This window comes from Ruegeria sp. H3 (genome assembly GCF_056533095.1).
This window is the reverse complement of record NZ_JBQFOD010000008.1, coordinates 136100-153021: the sequence shown is the minus strand read 5'-3', so window position 1 is coordinate 153021 and position 16922 is coordinate 136100. Positions and strand designations below refer to the sequence as shown.

The following is a 16922-nucleotide window of genomic DNA, read 5'->3' as shown; positions in this document are numbered from 1 at the left end:
GGGCGTCAGCCCGCCGCTGCGATCAGCTCGCGCGTATAGTCTGTTTGAGCGTTCTCAAACAGGTCTTCCGCTGCGCCCATCTCGATCACGTCGCCGTTGCGCATGACGATCACGTTATGCGACATCGCCCGAACGACCTTTAGATCATGACTGATGAACAGATAGGCCAGCCCGTATTTTCGCTGCAAATCGCGCAGCAGGTCGACGATCTGCACCTGCACCGTCATATCCAGCGCGCTGGTCGGTTCATCCAGTACCAGCAGTTTCGGCCGCAACACCATGGCACGTGCAATCGCGATCCGCTGACGTTGTCCGCCCGAAAACTCATGCGGATAGCGATCCATCGAGGCCGGGTCCAGACCCACTTCGGTCATCACCTCGGCCACCAGTTCGCGCGGGGCACGATGCGGGTCGACCTTGTGAATGGCCAACCCCTCGGCGATGATCTGCATACAGGTCATACGCGGGCTCAGACTGCCAAACGGGTCCTGGAACACGATCTGCATGTCCTTGCGCAACCGTCGCAGCTCGCGCGTGGACCAGCGGCGGACGTCCTGATCGCGGAACGTGATACCGCCTTCAGATGCGATCAATCGCATGATAGCCAATGCAAGCGTGGTCTTGCCCGAACCACTTTCACCGACAATCCCCAATGTCTCGCCAGCTCTGACACTCAGCGTTGCGTCATTGACGGCCTTCACGTGACCTACAGTTCGTTTCAGGAAACCAAGCTGGATCGGGAACCAGACTTTCAGATGATCCGTCCGTGCAACCTCTTCGGCACCGGCGGCCACAGGATCAGGCTGGCCCGAAGGCTCAGCCTCCAACAGCTTGCGCGTATAGGGGTGTTGCGGGTTGTCGAAAATCTCAGCCGTGATCCCGGTTTCGACGATCTCTCCGTCTTTCATCACGCAGACGCGATCAGCGATCCGCCGCACGATGCCAAGGTCATGGGTGATAAACAGCATCCCCATATTCTCGGATTTCTGAAGCTCAGCCAACAGTTCCAGTATCTGTGCTTGAATGGTCACGTCCAGCGCGGTCGTGGGCTCATCCGCGATCAGGATGTCCGGCTTATTGGCCAAGGCCATCGCAATCATCACACGCTGACGCTGCCCGCCTGACAATTGGTGCGGATAGCTGTCCAGCCGTTCCTCGGGATCGCGGATGCCAACCTTGGTCAGCAACTCGACAATCCGAGCGCGCGCTGCATCGCCTGTTAGCCCCTGATGCAACGCCAGGGATTCGGCCATCTGTTTCTGGATGGTGTGCAACGGATTCAGCGACGTCATCGGCTCCTGAAAGATGAAGCTGATGTCGTTTCCACGAACCTCCATCAGCTTGTCCTCGGACGCGCCAATCATTTCTTGCCCATCATACCGCACGGACCCTTCCACAATCGCGCTGTCCCCCAGCAGGGACACTGTCGACAAGGCTGTCACGGATTTACCCGATCCCGATTCCCCGACCAGCGCAACGGTTTCGCCACGGTCCACGCTGAAGGATACACCTTTGACCGCTGCCGAGACCTGCCCGTCCTGCCGGAACGAGACCCTCAGGTTGTTCACATCCAAAAGGCTCATGAGAAGGTCTTTCTGGGATCAAACGCATCACGGACGCCTTCGAAAATGAAGACAAGCAGCGATAGCATGATGGCAAAGGTGAAGAACGCCGTGAAGGCCAGCCAAGGGGCCTGAAGGTTCTGCTTGGCCTGCAAAGTCAGCTCACCCAAAGACGGGGCCGAAGATGGCAGGCCGAAGCCGAGGAAATCGAGCGAGGCCAGCCCGCCGATGGTGCCGGTCACGATGAACGGCATGAAAGTCAGGGTGGCGACCATCGCATTGGGCAACATGTGGCGGAACATGATGGTCATGTTTCCCACGCCCAGCGCGCGCGCGGCACGGACATATTCCAGATTGCGCGCCCGTAGGAACTCGGCCCGAACAACACCCACAAGCCCTGTCCAACCGAACAGGATCATCAATGCCACCAGCAACCAGAAACTTCGCCCCAAGATGGCGAACATGATGATGATGACATAGAGCGACGGCGTCGCCGACCATATCTCGATAATCCTCTGGAAAATCAGATCAAGCCAACCGCCAAAGAACCCCTGAATGGCCCCGGCAAATATGCCGATCAGGCTGGCCGCGCCTGTCACCAGCAGGGTAAACAGGATCGACAGGCGGAAGCCATATATGACCCGCGCCAGCACATCGCGTTTCGTGTCATCTGTGCCCAGCAGGTTCTGCCCGTTGGGCGGCAACGGGGCCGCACCGGAGCGGTCGACGCTGGTGTTGTAGGAATACGGGATCAGAGGCCAGATGGCCCAGCCGCGTTCGAACCCATCGGCCTGATAGGTTCCGGCGTCGATCTGTTCGATAATGCCTTCGGGATCGTCGAAACAGGCGTCCATGCCACCACTGTCGATCAGGCACATAACCTCGGGGTCTCGATAAATCGCTTCGGTTTGAAAGTCGCCGCCAAACTCGGTTTCTGGGTAAAAGTTGAAGATTGGCGTATAGAACGCGCCGCGGTATTGCACCAGGATGGGTTTGTCATTGGCAATGAATTCGGCAAACAGCGACAGGCCGAACAAGATTGAGAAGATGATCAGCGACCAGAATGCCCGGCCATTGCGCCGGAAATTGCGCCAGCGGCGCTGGTTCAGAGGGGAGAGAGCCACTTATCCCTCCCGCTTTTCAAAGTCGATGCGCGGATCGACAAGGACGTACATCAGATCGCTGATGATCCCAACTACCAGACCCATCAGGCCGAAGATAAACAGCGTCCCGAATATCACCGGGTAGTCCCGCGCCACGGCAGCTTCGAACCCTAGGCGCCCAAGCCCATCCAACGAGAAGATCGTTTCGATGATGATCGATCCACCGAAGAACATCCCAATGAAAACAGCTGGAAAACCAGCGATCACGATCAGCATGGCATTGCGGAACACGTGGCCATAGAGAACCCGTTTTTCGCTCAACCCTTTCGCGCGGGCTGTCATGACATATTGCTTCTTGATCTCATCCAGAAACGAGTTCTTGGTCAGCAGCGTCAGTGTCGCAAAGGCGGAAATGGTCAGCGCAATGATCGGCAAGGCGATGTGCCAGAAGTAGTCAGCGATTTTGCCAAGCAGGCTCAAGCTCTCCCAATTGTCCGAAGTCAGCCCGCGCAGCGGGAAGATTTGCCAATAAGATCCACCGGCAAACAGAACCAGAAGCAGGATGGCGAACAGGAAACCGGGGATGGCATAGGCGACGATAATGGTACCGCTGGTCCAAGTATCGAAGGTTGATCCATCCTTAACGGCCTTGCGAATGCCTAAGGGAATGGAGACCAGATAGGCGATCAGGGTGGACCAAAGGCCCAGAGAGATCGACACTGGCATCTTTTCGAGCACCAGATCGATCACGCTGATCGATCGGAAATAGCTCTCACCAAAATCCAGCGTCAGGTAGTTCCCCATCATGTTCAAAAACCGCTCTAGCGGCGGTTTGTCGAAACCGAACTCCTTTTCCAGTTCTTCGATAAATTCCTTCGGCAGTCCACGGGCGCCAATGTATTCGCTGTCTGAACCAAACGTTTCTTCGGTCTGAACGTTCTCGCCCCCGGCAAACCCGGCGAATACATCGCCTTCGCCCTGCATCTGGGCCAGAATTTGCTCGATCGGGCCACCTGGCACAAATTGCACCAGTGTGAAATTCACGATCATGATGCCAAGCAACGTTGGAATGACCAGCAAAAGCCGGCGTAGTATATATGCGCCCAAAGCCTGTTACCTCACCGCGCCGGCAGTTTTTAGTTTCTGGTATTTCTCGTCATTGAACCACCAGAAATCAAACTGACCCACAGCCAGCGGAGGCAGCACCTCGGGATGCTCATACATGTCGTAATAGGCGACCCAGGTATCTGAAACAAATCCGGAAGGCACCTGAATTCGCAGGTATCTAAGGACACGATCCAAAGCTTTTAGCGATGCAATCTCTTCCTCGCGCGATTTGGTATCCAGAGCCGCATCAATGATCGCGTCAACCAGCGGGCTTTGCAAAGATTGCGGATTGTATGACGATACGACGGCGGTTTCTGATCCATACGCCTGTTTGAGACCGGTACCTGCTTCCAAGAACGGCTGGTTGCGGAAAAAGATCATGTCGAAGTCTTTATCATAGTACCGCTGAATCCACTGGGCACTGTCGATCTTTTCAACCGTGACTGAAACACCAAAGCTTTCCAGGCTTGATGCATAGGTGGTCACGATAGCCTCTGCCGTGTCCGAAGAAGACGCATTCAGCATGATCTGGATGGACATCGGATTGCCATCGGCATCCTGCAGCTTGCCCGCACCATTTACAGTCCAGCCCGCTTCGGAGAGCAGCTTTAAGGCAGTACGTTTGTTCCGACGGTCCACGGTGCGGGCCGGGTTTGAACTGTGCGCACGCACCGCTTCTTGCGTCAGAACCTCTTCGGGAACCAAATCGCCAAGCGATTCGAGGAAGGTTTTCTCAAGACCCGTCGGGACTCCTTCAGCAGCGACTTCCGAGTTTTCTGCGAAGGAATGGCGCTGTTCTGTAAGACCGTATTGCAGGGATTCGGACGTCCATTCGAAGTTGAAGGCAAGCCCCAAAGCCTCACGCACTTTAATGTCATCAAACGGTGCCCGCGTCATATTGAAGATAAAGCCCGAAGGCGATGGAGGCGACATGACCGGAATTTCTTCGCGTTTCACATAGCCGTTTTGGACAGCCGGAAAATCATATCCCGTTGCCCATTTCTTGGTGCTGCCTTCAGCCCGGAACGTGTAAACACCCGCCTTAAACGCCTCAAATTCGGCGGCGTCATCCGCGAAGTATTCGACCCGAACGGTCTCAAAGTTATGACGGCCAACATTGATCGGCAGATCCCAACCCCAATAGTCGGGGTTGCGTCGATAGACGATATAGCGGTTCAGCTCAAAATCATCGACCACGTAGGGCCCGCTGCCCATCGGGGTTTGCAAGCTCTGCTTGTCTAACCGTTCGCCCGTTTTTTCGTACCAAGCTTTTGAAAACACAGGCGTCCCGCCAACCTGAGAAATCAAGGAGCGGCGCGAAATTCCGTCCACAAAATTGTATTTGATCGTGTGGTCATCGATGATCTCATAACCTTCGATCCGCTGCTTCACCGCGCGGGCATAGCTGCGGATGCCTTGTTCCAGAAACAGGTCATGCGTAAACGCTGCGTCATGAGCGGTCAGTGGAGTGCCATCTGCAAACCTGGCTTCAGGACGCATATAGAATATGCACCATTCCTTAGTGTCTGGGTATTCGACGGCTTCTGCCAACAAGCCGTAAGCTTCTGTGATGGAGTCTGCAGGGGTCGCTGATCCAAACGGGCTTTCGCCAAACATGCTCTCCGCAATCAGCCCCGAATACCGCCCGGCTTTGCCTTGCCAATTGAACCGGTTCATCCCATCGAACGTGCCGCGCGTTGAGACCGAGATATGCCCGCCAACAGGCGCATCCGGATTCACATAGTCAAAATGTTTGAAGTCGGGTGGATATTTAAGGTCACCAAAGAACGAATAGCCATGCGCCCGAATGATAGTCTCCGCATCAGTACCAGCGGCCAATGCGCTACCGAGCCCAGGGGCGGTTGCAGCAACAGCCGTACCGCCCAGTAGCTGTAGCGCTGTACGCCTGTTCATACGCGCCTGCGTTGGTGTCGTGCTTTTGCGTGTCATCCCCACCTCTCCTTCAAACCTGTCAACGTCTTAATGCGTCTAAGCCTAGCTAAAGGTCTAGAACACTCAGTTTCAAGTTTAGAATGCATAAGCGTATTGTGAAGTAATCCTCACGCAAAAATTAAAGCCGCTGCAAAATGCAGCGGCTTTCACGAGTTTTTGATCTGTTAAGGATCAATTGCCGATGGTTTGCAGATAGGCAATCAGATCGGCGCGTTCTTCTGGCTTTCTGAGACCAGCAAAGCTCATGGATGTGCCCGAGATATAGGCGCTTGGGCGCTCAAGGAAGGCATCCAGGGCTTCTGGCGTCCAGTTGCCGCCATGCGCCTGCATGGCCGCCGAATAGCCGGTGAACCCTTTGGCCGTTGCAACAGGACGGTCAACAATTGCGTACAGATACGGGCCCGTGCCATTTGCCCCGTCTTCCAGCTTGTGACACGCAGTACACTTCCGGAATACGCGTGCACCTTTTTCAGGATCAGCAGCGGCCAGCAGGTCCTCAAAGACCACTTCTTCGCCATTCGCGCTTTCGCCCGCGCTTTCGGTTTCGATAATGTAAGCGGCTTCCGCCTCGCCATGACCACCGGGTGAATACAGGATATCCGCGCCCCATTTGGCCAGGAGAAGCACCAGGAAAGTGCCGAACAGGCCTGCTGAGGCCTTGGTAACTGTCATCGTGTCGAACATTGATCGCGTGTCCATTTCAGCTGTCTGCGCAGGTGTCTAAGGCTTCCCCTGACGAGAGGCAAGGTATAGACACCGCGACTAAACGCCCAATTCAAGAACTTGTTGCACGGAATCGACCAAATGACCAATCGCATTGCTTTTCAAGGGGAACCCGGTGCCTATAGTCACGAGGCCTGCCGCAATGCGCGGCCGGATATGGAGGCGCTGCCCTGTCGTACGTTTGAGGATGTGATCGAATCGGTACGCTCGGGTCAGGCCGATCTGGCTATGCTACCGGTCGAAAACACCACCTATGGGCGCGTGGCTGACATTCACCGGCTTTTGCCTCATAGCGGCCTGCACATCATTGACGAAGCTTATGTACGCGTTCACATCAATCTGCTTGGTGTCCCCGGCGCCAGACTGGAAGATGTGACCGAGGCACATTCCCATCTGGTTTTGCTGCCTCAATGCGCCACTTTCCTGCGCGAACATGGTATTCGTGGCCGAGTCAGCCCCGACAACGCCCGCGCCGCACGTGAAGTCTCTGAGGCTAACGATCCGCATTCGGCCGCATTGGCCAGTGAACTGGCGGCCGAAATCTATGGCCTGGACGTACTGGCGCGCCATATCGAGGACCACGGTGACAACACAACCCGGTTTCTGGTCATGTCGCCTAAGGCTGATACCTCGCGCCGTGGTGATCATGAGATGATCACCAGTTTCGTCTTTCAGGTCCGCAACATTCCCGCTGCTCTATATAAGGCCATGGGCGGGTTTGCGACCAATGGGATCAACATGACCAAGCTGGAAAGCTATATGGTTGATGGCTCGTTCACGGCGACTCAGTTCTACGCCGATATCATGGGGCATCCGGACGACCGGAATGTTCAACTGGCGATGGATGAGCTGCAGCACTTCACGACCAATGTCGAGATTCTGGGGGTCTATCCCGCCGCCCGGCCCAGAGGTTGATAACTCTTCGCTAGGTTTTGGTGTCCGCGAACTCGGACCGGCGTTCATCTCTGCGCCATGTGGCGAGTATGGTATCAATGCATAGATCGGTTCCATCGGTCGACGTGACCTCAAGATCATATCGTCTGCCGGTGTGGATCGTAGCTTGATCCCGCGCGGCGCTACCTAATGGGCGGTCCCCTCGTCGGCTCTCACGCTCGGTCAGTACTGGCAATGAGCAGTGGACCGCGACAAACAGCACATCATGAGCTCTGAACAGGGACTGCAGCTGTTCGACCCAACCCGGTGTATCCAGAATGTGCTCTAGGATCAGATGATTGCCCGCATCCGCATAAGCGGCCACTGACCTGTGGAACCCATCAAAGAATGCGGCCCGATCCGAGGGCCAATCAATCTCTGCTGCGCGATACCGATCCAAAGGCAGCACCCCGGCATCCCGAAGATGGTCAATCGAGATATGCCAGAACGGCAGTTCTATCTTCTTCTGAAGCGCGCGCGCGATTGTGCTCTTGCCACTGCTCGATGCACCATGAAGGACAATGATATGGGACATGCGTGTCAGACTAACAGAGTATAGGCTTTTGACACCCCAGCATCGAGCTGTCGATAGGTTCGGAACCCCATCGCGTCATAATAGGCAAGGCCGTCTTGATTATCCGCACCAATCGTTGCGTCGATTGATGTCAGCCCGAAATCGCGGGCAGCGTTCAACGTCTGGGCAAACAATCCGCGCCCGATGCCGCGTCGCGCGGCTGATGGCCGGATGTGGGTGCCAATGATGCCCCAACCCACCGCGACATCATATGGGTTGTCTTCGGCCGCATATCTCAGCGACTGAAACCCAAGGATCTGCCCGATGTGTTCAACGGCAACCGTGCAGCGAATACTGTCTGGATGGGTGATATAGTGACCCAGAACAAACTCGGCTGTTACTGGCGCCTTGCGCTTTCCCGCCTCAAAGATGTCCTGCAAGACGCTTGCGATACCCTCTGCGTCACCTTCTCGCGCAGGTCTGTACAAGATTTCGCTCAAATCCCTGCTCCTAACTGCCCGCAGCAACCAACATCATGAGCCGTGCTTGTAACGTTGCTCCAGTTCGCGCGCGAATTCAGCCAGCCGCAGTTGAAATTGCTTGCGGAACCGCGCTTGCCCCAGCTTCATTGATTGCAACAGCAACCGGGCGGGCAGGGATTTTGCGCTTAGTGACATATCCACGCTCAACCGAGTCCGACGCTGCGACAGCGCAAGCAGATCAATCGTCGTGACACCTGCCATCCCCTTGCTGTTGGCCTCAAACCGCATCTGCGCCGGGCGTTCACAATCGGTCATGACAACGGTCATCTGGCGTGCTTTGCCCCGCAGTTTGAATTCGGTGTCCCAGGTGGTGCCCGCCGCAGGCGGGACGTCCTGCGTCACGCGCCGCACGTCTACGCCGCGACGCATCGCCATCCGCTCGAACCGGTCGAAATCGGCGACCATCTCAAATACCGAGTTTATCGGGGCTTCAATATCTTCACGTGCTGAAAACTGCATTTCGGCCTTTGCTACGCTTTTTGTATAGTTTTCCGTCAGTCTAATGTATCTGCAAGCCAGTTTCTCAAAAGGAAATGCGCAATTGCACCTTTCCGGGCGGGCAACAGCTTGGGATGATCTCCGGCAAAGGCCTGCATCATTTCGGTTTTGGTGACCCAAAGCGCGTCTTCGATTTCAACCGGGTCAATCTTGATGTCACGCGATAGTGCTTGACCCGCGCAGCCAAACATCAGCGATGACGGAAATGGCCACGGCTGGCTGGACAGGTACGAGACGGCGCCCACCGGTACACCTGCTTCTTCCATCACCTCGCGGCGCACTGCGGCTTCCAGAGTTTCGCCCGGCTCCACAAACCCCGCGAGTAGCGAATACATTCCTTCGGGCCAGCCGGGCGACCGGCCCATCAGAACCGCATCGCCATGGGTGATTAGCATGATGACAACCGGGTCGGTGCGTGGGAAATGCTGGGCCCCGCAAGACGGGCAGCTGCGTTGCCACCCAGCCTGCGCGATCTGGGATGGCGCACCGCATTGGGCGCAGAACTTGTGCGTCTTGTGCCAGCCAATAACGGCCTTGGCGGTTGCTGCCAGCTCGGCATCGCGGGTTGAAAGCCGGGTCATGATCCGGCGTAGCTCAGCAAACGCAGTGCCCATGGGCAAGTCGGGGTGTTGCTGTTCCGACCGATCAACAAAAGTATCAAGGCCAGTCAGATCTTGGCCCTCGGCTGTCCAGCCCGAGATGTCAAAGGCAAAGATCGGGGCGCGCCCTTCTTCCAAACCCAAAAAGATCGGGACAGCGACAATCCCGCCCGGTCCGTTTTGAATCACGGGGTGTGACATCGGAAGCCTGATAAGCTGATCCAGGGCCTCACCCTGCACCAGCAGTTTTCCGCGCCACAGCAGGACGCAGCGCGCCTTTGTTTCATCTTGCGCGTGTTGCAGCCGTTCTGCGTCAGATCGCAGCTCGGCGGCTCGATCCAGACCCGAGCCACCAAAGGTCACCAGTTCTGCGTTTTTCATTCATTGTCCCTTGGGCTTTGCTGACAGGGCTGCCACGGCAACCAGAATGTTGCAATGCCATTTCTCGGCACCCCCCTGTCCCTGCGACAATGCAGTGGTTGATACGCCTAAATATATGTGCATTAAATCTACTAAATGTTGATTTTGAATAATATTATCGCCCAAAAGTAGTAGTTCAGAGTGAAAACAAGACCAGTTTGTACAGGTCAGACTGAAAGCGCAGACGTGAAAATTCGTATTCTCGCGACCACCGATCTGCACATGAATCTGACCGGTTTCGATTATTACTCCGATCAGCCCGATGCTTCGGTCGGGTTAACGCGAACCGCCAGCCTAATCGAATCTGCGCGTGAATCCGCAGGTGATGCAGTTGTCCTGCTGTTCGACAATGGGGATGCGCTTCAGGGCACACCGCTTGGTGACCAGGCGGTGCAAGACCACGACACCCACCCGATGATGCAGGGCTTTGCCGCTTTGCAGTACGATGCGATCGGTCTGGGCAATCACGACTTCGGATTCGGACTAGATGCGCTGGATCGCATTCTTGCCGATGCGCCCTGCCCGGTTCTGTGCAGCAATCTGCACCCAACCAAAGGCATCCAAACACGCTGGCAAGACCACGCGATCTTTGACCGAACCGTTTCGTGGAACGGGCGAGATATCCCGCTGCGTATTGGTGTTTTTTCTGTTCTACCACCACAGACAACCCAGTGGGAAGCGCATCACCTAAGTGGAATGGTCGCCGCCGAAGGTATTCTCGACGCCGCCAAACGCGCGGTACAGAGCCTGAAATCGGCGGGATGCGATCTGATCATCGCATTGGCGCATTCAGGGATCGAGCAGGAAGACGAAGCCCCCGGGTCTGAGAATACGGTGATCGCGCTTGCAGGTCTTGCGGGCATAGATGCCCTGATCGCAGGGCATACGCATTTCACGCTGCCTGGTCCAAGCCATAGCACCATGCCCTATGTGGATCATGACGCTGGATTGATCCATGGCAAACCCGTGGTGATGGCCGGATCCGCAGGCTCACATCTGGGGCAGATTGATCTGCATATGACGCATTCAGACGATGCGGGCTGGGCCATCATCGCGCAAAGTGCAAAACTGCATGCGGTGAGCACGGCATCAGATGATACCGAGGTGCCGGAAAACCCCGAACTGGTCACGCTTTTTGCACCAATCCATTCCAAAACCCGCGCTGAGATGGCAGAACCGGTGACCCGAATCTCGCAGCCCTTGCACAGCTATTTCAGCTTTTGCGCCCCGGATCAGGGGCTTGCACTTGTTGCAATGGCCCAGGCGGCAGGCCTCAGGCCATATCTAGCGGGCTCGGCACTGGCAGATCTACCAATGCTATCGGCCGTCTCTCCTTACAAGTGTGGTGGTCGATCTGGCCCTCGCTTCTATACCGACGTTCCTGCAGGTGAGGTTTGCCTGCGCCACATCGCCGACCTGCATATTTTCCCCAATGAGCTGCGCGCCGTCAGAGTCACCGGTGCACAGGTTCTCGACTGGCTTGAGATGTCGGCTGGCGTTTTTCATCAGTTGCAACTCGATGCCGCATCCGAGCTGACTGATCCAAGCCGCGCAGGGTATAATTTTGATGTACTGTTTGGGCTGAGCTACCAGATCGATCTGTCACAACCTGCGCGGTTTGACCGCCAAGGGCAATTGCTGGGCCAAGACAATCGGCGCATACGCCAGCTGCGCTTTAACGGGTCTGATCTGCGGCCCGAGCAGGAGGTCATCGTTGCGCTCAACAACTATCGCGCCAGCGGAGGTGGGTATTTTCCATTCGTCGATCAGGCGCAGGCCATCAACTTACCGCCATTGGATATCAAACGGGTCCTGCGCGACTATTTGATCGGCGATCTGCCCGCCGATCCGCTGGCACAGACACCCTATCCTTTTGCGCTTGCCCCCCAAGACGGCGCGCAGGCGATCCTGACCACCGGGCCCGGCGCGCTGAAGTATTTGGCGGAATTAAACATATTTGAGCCACAAGTTCTGCCCCCTGATCCCACAGGTTTTGAACGCATTCAGTTAACTCTCTGACGGGTTGCCATCTGCACCGGGTTTGCCTATATCAAGTCCTGAGAGGTTGGCGCGGGCGAGCGCCTCGCCAACCTGGTCAGGTCCGGAAGGAAGCAGCCACAACGAGCCCCGCTTGGGTCGATGTCCAACCTCTCACTGATCGCAACTAACAAGCCGCAGGAGGGCTTTTATGAGTGTAGCAAAAACCCTTCAGGCAGCGCGGTTCTGATCGCAATCTACGCAACTGCCTGAACACATCGCCGCCGGATGCGCGTCTGCCATCTGGTTGCTATGCTGTTTCTGAACATAGGCAGATCAATGTCTCATACACTTTCGGACCTTGGATGGTCCTCTCATTTTGCCGCGCAAAGCGTGGATTACCCTAATCTTACCCCCTATCGCATCTCCGCGGTGCACCGCGATCGTCTGATCGGGCTTTCATCGGCGGGGGAAACGCCACTTGTGTCACTCGGTCGTCCGACCGGCGACTTTGCAGTGGGCGACTGGGTGCTTGCTGATCAGGATCAGCGCATTCAGCACCTGCTCGACCGGCGCAGCCTGCTGCAACGGCGTGCCGCTGGCACTGGGGCCGAAGCGCAACTGATCGCCGCAAATGTGGATGTGCTGTTCATCGTCAGCTCTTGCAATGCGGATTTCAACCTGCCCCGGCTGGAGCGTTACTTGGCCCTTGCCAATCAGGCCGGGTGCTATCCGGTCATCGTGCTGACCAAAGCGGACCTGTGTGCTGATCCCGACGCAGTTCAGCGTCAGGCACAAAAACTTGGGCCGTTCCTGACCATTCTGACCGTCAACGCGCTTGACCCTGAGGATATAGAAAAAATCCTCAGCTGGTGCCCCACCGGACAAACGGCTGCTCTGGTAGGCTCGTCCGGCGTTGGAAAAACCACGCTGGCCAATGGGATGACGGGTCAGGCAGAGGCAACGGCAAGCATTCGCGAGGATGACGCCCATGGACGTCATACCACAACCGCCCGTGCCCTGCATCTGATGCGGAACAAAGGCTGGCTGATCGATACCCCAGGCATGCGCGCGTTGCGTTTGCTCGATGCGCAAGAGGGTGTGGACGAGGTTTTCTCGGACATTCTGGATCTTGCGCAAGGGTGCCGGTTCTCGGATTGTCGGCATGATCAGGAACCGGGATGTACCGTGCAGGCTGCGATTACCGATGGCACGCTTGATCCTTCGCGGCTGGACCGATGGCGTAAGCTCCGGCGCGAGGATCAGAGGAATTCAGAAACCATCGCCCAATCCCGCGCACGCGATAAAGCCTTCGGAAAGATGGTTCGATCAGTTGTGAAAGGCAAAAAGCACTTAAAAGGTCAGTGAGCAAAACAGGGGCGTCGCGCAATCGACGCCCCTATTATTCGATCAGCCGGGGCCAAACAGCTGCGTTGCGACGCGCAAACGCGCCGATATGACCGATTTCCTTAACGCCGTAGTCGCGTGCAGACAGCACATGACGCCGCGCCTTGGAACCATAAAGATCGGCTAACCGCCAAACCGCCTCGGGCGGAACGGTCTGGTCATCATCGCTGGTATACAGGTCTACCGGAACACCCACATCCGTCCAACGCGCCTGTGGCAGGTCTTGACCCATCTCAGGCAGATAGCTGCGCGGCGCAGTGCACCACCTGCGCCACTGCCAGTAAACAGGACCCGGCAGATCAGCCCCAAACCCGATTGCCTTGCCCGGCAGATACCCCAGTGCCTTCACCAGCAGCGGCACATGACCGTGCCAGAAGGTCCACGCCAAACCCTTGTAAGGCCAGGGATGATCCGACAAGGTGACCAGCCCCGAGCAGACACAGATCATGCGGTCGATCTTGTTGATATCCGGCTGTACCGGCCCCAACATCCCGCCAACCGAATGACCGATTGTCCATTGGCTGGCGTCTGGATAACGCCGCCGCATCTCGGCCCGCGCCGCTGGCATATCGATTAGCGCCCAGTCGGCCATGGTGACCTTTGAATCTGTCAACCGCCCCGCGCGTGAATGGCCAAAACCGCTGTAGTCATAGGTCAGACACGCGATGCCGCGTTCTGCCGCCAACCAGTGTGCGAAGTGTTGATAATAGTCACGTGGCACTCCTGTTGCCCCGTTCAGTACAACGACCGTTTCGGGCTTAGCTAAAGGGCAGTACAAACGCGCAGACAGCGTTGACGATCCGGATGGGAACCGGAAGTCTTCAACCTTCATTGCCTCTTGCATATCCAACATCGCCTGCGGGTGCTTCCTGAACCAATCAGTTTACCTCTGACAGAGGCGCAGCAACCGGCGATCAAGTCAACCCGCAGACTGCTTGACCAAACGTCCACATTTGCAATGCAATGGTTTCAGGCAAATCAGCGCCGGGCCACCTGCGTCATGCTCAATATGCTAGATGTCCTGCCTGGTTACCCTCAGCGCAGCTCCAGCTCGGCAGGTGCTCCGCGCGTCGCCCACGCCAATTGTCCGTCGGTTTCGACGGCACAAGGCCGCAGCACCCGCAAGCGGGCCAATGCCTCATCAGTTGGTTCGCCGCATTCGACCATCAACCGCAGCACAATCATCCCGGATCGCCCGCACCCGCCACGGCAATGAACCAGCACCCGGCCACCCCCAGACAGCGCCTGTCGCGCTGCCGCGCTGACCGCAACCCACTCATTATCGATATTGGACGACGGAACTCCATAATCCTCGACCGGCAGATGTACCCACCGGCTGGCGCGCCCCTGAATGTCACCGCCAAAGCTCTGTGCGCCGTCCTGAAGCATCTCAACTTCTGTCGTCATCGAGATCACAAGCCCCGGTTTCCAGTCGGATATCGTGTCCAGATCCTCCGCATAGTCACCCCCACGACCCGGCAGCGACGTCAACGCAAGCGTGCCGCCCCCGACCTGCAGGGCATAGACCACCAGTTGAGACATCAAAGTCCTCCTCCCAAATCCTCGCCCGCTCAAAAGTTATGTTTGTTTAAATTTGAAACCCCAGTTTACGCATATCCCGATTCTCTCCAAACCAAATTTCCTGAACCCCGCTGTGGACGCGGGCAGCGGCGGCCACTACGCTGTGGCGACGTCCCGAATCCGCCAGAGCAGACATGACCAAAACAGACAGCCCCGCCTATCAGGTTCTCGCCCGCAAATATCGCCCGGAAACCTTTGCTGATCTGGTGGGTCAGGATGCAATGGTGCGAACCCTGAAGAACGCGTTCGAGGCCGATCGGATCGCGCAAGCCTTTGTCATGACCGGCATTCGTGGGACGGGTAAAACCACCACGGCGCGGATCATCGCCAAAGGCATGAACTGCATCGGTGCGGACGGCAATGGCGGCCCGACCACCGAACCCTGCGGAGTCTGCGAACACTGCGCTGCGATCATGGAAAGTCGTCATGTCGACGTGATGGAGATGGACGCCGCCAGCCGCACGGGTGTCAATGACATTCGCGAGATCATCGACAGTGTCCGCTATCGCGCCGCCTCAGCCCGATACAAGATCTACATCATCGACGAGGTTCACATGCTCTCGACCAGCGCCTTCAACGCGCTGCTCAAAACGCTGGAGGAACCACCCGCCCATGTGAAGTTCATCTTTGCGACCACAGAGATTCGCAAAGTTCCAGTCACGGTTCTGTCTCGCTGCCAGCGCTTCGACCTGCGCCGGATCGAACCCGAAGATATGATCGGCTTGCTTCGCAAGATCGCCTCGGCTGAGAGTGCTGAGATTGCCGAGGACGCGTTGGCCCTGATCACCCGTGCTGCTGAGGGATCTGCCCGCGACGCGACCTCATTGCTGGATCAGGCGATCTCACACGGGGCCGGAGAGACGACGGCAGATCAAGTGCGCGCGATGCTGGGTTTGGCGGATCGTGGTCGGGTTCTGGACCTAATGGACATGATCCTGCGGGGCGATGCCGCCGGCGCGCTGACCGAACTCAGCGCGCAATATGCCGAAGGCGCCGATCCGCTAGCCGTGCTGCGCGATCTGGCTGAGATCACCCACTGGGTCTCGGTCGTGAAAATCACGCCGGACGCAGCAGAGGACCCAACCGTATCGCCTGACGAACGCGCGCGCGGCCAGCAAATGGCTGAAGCCCTACCCATGCGCGTGCTGACCCGCATGTGGCAGATGCTGTTGAAAGCACTTGAGGAGGTCTCCGCTGCGCCAAACGCGATGATGGCAGCCGAAATGGCTGTGATCCGCTTGACCCATGTGGCCGATCTGCCCAGCCCGGAAGAGTTGATCAAACGTCTTCAAGATGCACCGCCTCCACCCATGGGTGGACCAGGAGGGGGCGCACCTACCCACAATAATGGCGCAGCCCCTGTGGAAGCACGCGGTCCGATGACCGCAGGCCACCAGCCCACACCGCGCAGTTCCGGCGGCGCGCCCGTCGCGGCGCTGGCGCAGGATGTGCAGGCGGCACTTGCCCGGTATCCAACCTTTGATCATGTGGTCGAATTGATCCGGACCAACCGCGATGTGAAACTGCTGGTCGAGGTCGAAAACGGTGTTCGCCTGGTTTCATACCAACCCGGCCGGATTGAGTTCACACCCGCCCCGCAGGCCCCGACCGATCTGGCCCCGCGACTTGGCTCGGCCTTGCAACGCTGGACGGGCAACCGCTGGGCCGTGTCAATCGTATCGGATGGCGACGCGCCGACTATAGCCGAAATTCGCGACAAGGCCGAGCTTGCGCTTAAGGAAGAAGCCTCTGAACACCCTCTAGTTCAGGCCGTACTTGCGCAGTTCCCTAAAGCCACGATCACCAAGATCGAGACCCCCGAACAACGCGCCGCTCAGGTCGAAACCGAAGCGCTGCCAGAGGTGGAAGACGAATGGGACCCGTTCGAGGAGGATTGATAGGTGCACTATGCACACATCGATGCGGTCTACCAAGAAGCTTGCGAAATCTATAACCCATCTTGGAATGGCGAAACGGTTAGCGAATGGGTCGAAGCAGCCGCT

15 protein-coding genes and 1 other RNA gene are annotated in these 16922 nt (G+C 57.2%); 5 read left to right on the top strand and 11 right to left on the bottom strand.

Annotated features, from left to right (window positions below; all coding sequences use genetic code 11):
• Window positions 1-5 precede the first annotated feature (5 nt).
• The 5 genes from ACR0JE_RS11525 to ACR0JE_RS11505 all read right to left on the bottom strand — a co-directional run bounded on the left by ACR0JE_RS11525 (window position 6) and on the right by ACR0JE_RS11505 (window position 6409).
• Complete coding sequence (locus ACR0JE_RS11525) at window positions 6-1583, bottom strand: ABC transporter ATP-binding protein (protein WP_480864262.1); 1578 nt, start codon at window positions 1581-1583, stop codon at window positions 6-8.
• Window positions 1580-2686: an ABC transporter permease gene (locus tag ACR0JE_RS11520; RefSeq protein ID WP_480864261.1), complete on the bottom strand. Its 1107-nt coding sequence runs from the start codon at window positions 2684-2686 to the stop codon at window positions 1580-1582. Before ACR0JE_RS11520 ends, ACR0JE_RS11525 begins: the two co-directional genes overlap by 4 nt.
• Window positions 2687-3772: a microcin C ABC transporter permease YejB gene (locus ACR0JE_RS11515; RefSeq protein WP_480864260.1), complete on the bottom strand. Its 1086-nt coding sequence runs from the start codon at window positions 3770-3772 to the stop codon at window positions 2687-2689.
• Window positions 3773-3778: 6 nt separating this feature from the next.
• Window positions 3779-5722 (bottom strand): extracellular solute-binding protein, encoded by a 1944-nt coding sequence (locus ACR0JE_RS11510; protein ID WP_480864259.1) that lies wholly within the window; start codon window positions 5720-5722, stop codon window positions 3779-3781.
• Window positions 5723-5896: 174 nt separating this feature from the next.
• A complete protein-coding gene (locus ACR0JE_RS11505) occupies window positions 5897-6409 on the bottom strand; it encodes a c-type cytochrome (RefSeq protein WP_170534527.1) in 513 nt (170 codons plus the stop codon).
• 120 nt (window positions 6410-6529) lie between these two features.
• Between ACR0JE_RS11505 and ACR0JE_RS11500 the strand changes: the two genes are divergently transcribed.
• On the top strand, window positions 6530-7363 hold the full coding sequence (locus tag ACR0JE_RS11500; RefSeq protein WP_480545466.1) for a prephenate dehydratase: 834 nt from the start codon (window positions 6530-6532) through the stop codon (window positions 7361-7363).
• A 10-nt stretch (window positions 7364-7373) separates the two neighbouring features.
• Here ACR0JE_RS11500 and ACR0JE_RS11495 read toward each other — a convergent pair whose 3' ends face one another.
• Genes ACR0JE_RS11495 through nudC form a run of 4 tightly spaced genes read right to left on the bottom strand, consistent with a single transcriptional unit; the run spans window position 7374 to window position 9915 of the window.
• Window positions 7374-7916 (bottom strand): chloramphenicol phosphotransferase CPT family protein, encoded by a 543-nt coding sequence (locus ACR0JE_RS11495; RefSeq protein WP_480864258.1) that lies wholly within the window; start codon window positions 7914-7916, stop codon window positions 7374-7376.
• 5 nt (window positions 7917-7921) lie between these two features.
• Window positions 7922-8395 carry an N-acetyltransferase family protein gene (locus ACR0JE_RS11490; protein ID WP_480545470.1) on the bottom strand — a complete coding sequence of 158 codons (474 nt, stop codon included), beginning with the start codon at window positions 8393-8395 and terminating at the stop codon, window positions 7922-7924.
• Between the two features lie 33 nt (window positions 8396-8428).
• Complete coding sequence (locus ACR0JE_RS11485) at window positions 8429-8896, bottom strand: SRPBCC family protein (RefSeq protein WP_480545472.1); 468 nt, start codon at window positions 8894-8896, stop codon at window positions 8429-8431.
• Between the two features lie 35 nt (window positions 8897-8931).
• On the bottom strand, window positions 8932-9915 hold the full coding sequence (gene nudC, locus ACR0JE_RS11480) for an NAD(+) diphosphatase (protein ID WP_480550814.1): 984 nt from the start codon (window positions 9913-9915) through the stop codon (window positions 8932-8934).
• A gap of 180 nt (window positions 9916-10095) precedes the next feature.
• On the opposite strand from nudC, the gene ACR0JE_RS11475 reads away from it, so the two are divergent.
• The 3 genes from ACR0JE_RS11475 to rsgA all read left to right on the top strand — a co-directional run bounded on the left by ACR0JE_RS11475 (window position 10096) and on the right by rsgA (window position 13299).
• Window positions 10096-11973, top strand: coding sequence for a bifunctional 2',3'-cyclic-nucleotide 2'-phosphodiesterase/3'-nucleotidase (locus ACR0JE_RS11475; RefSeq protein ID WP_480864257.1), 1878 nt, complete (start codon window positions 10096-10098; stop codon window positions 11971-11973).
• 39 nt (window positions 11974-12012) lie between these two features.
• Window positions 12013-12111, top strand: an RNA gene (gene ffs, locus ACR0JE_RS11470) — signal recognition particle sRNA small type.
• Between the two features lie 159 nt (window positions 12112-12270).
• Window positions 12271-13299, top strand: coding sequence for a ribosome small subunit-dependent GTPase A (gene rsgA / locus ACR0JE_RS11465; protein WP_480864256.1), 1029 nt, complete (start codon window positions 12271-12273; stop codon window positions 13297-13299).
• A gap of 34 nt (window positions 13300-13333) precedes the next feature.
• Here the strand turns inward: rsgA and ACR0JE_RS11460 are convergent, their stop codons facing one another.
• Window positions 13334-14191: an alpha/beta hydrolase family protein gene (locus ACR0JE_RS11460; RefSeq protein WP_480864255.1), complete on the bottom strand. Its 858-nt coding sequence runs from the start codon at window positions 14189-14191 to the stop codon at window positions 13334-13336.
• 182 nt (window positions 14192-14373) lie between these two features.
• Entirely contained in the window at window positions 14374-14880 is a 507-nt protein-coding gene (locus ACR0JE_RS11455; RefSeq protein WP_480545482.1) for a protein-tyrosine phosphatase family protein, read from the bottom strand.
• Between the two features lie 173 nt (window positions 14881-15053).
• Between ACR0JE_RS11455 and ACR0JE_RS11450 the strand changes: the two genes are divergently transcribed.
• A complete protein-coding gene (locus ACR0JE_RS11450) occupies window positions 15054-16817 on the top strand; it encodes a DNA polymerase III subunit gamma/tau (protein ID WP_480864254.1) in 1764 nt (587 codons plus the stop codon).
• Window positions 16818-16922 lie beyond the last annotated feature (105 nt).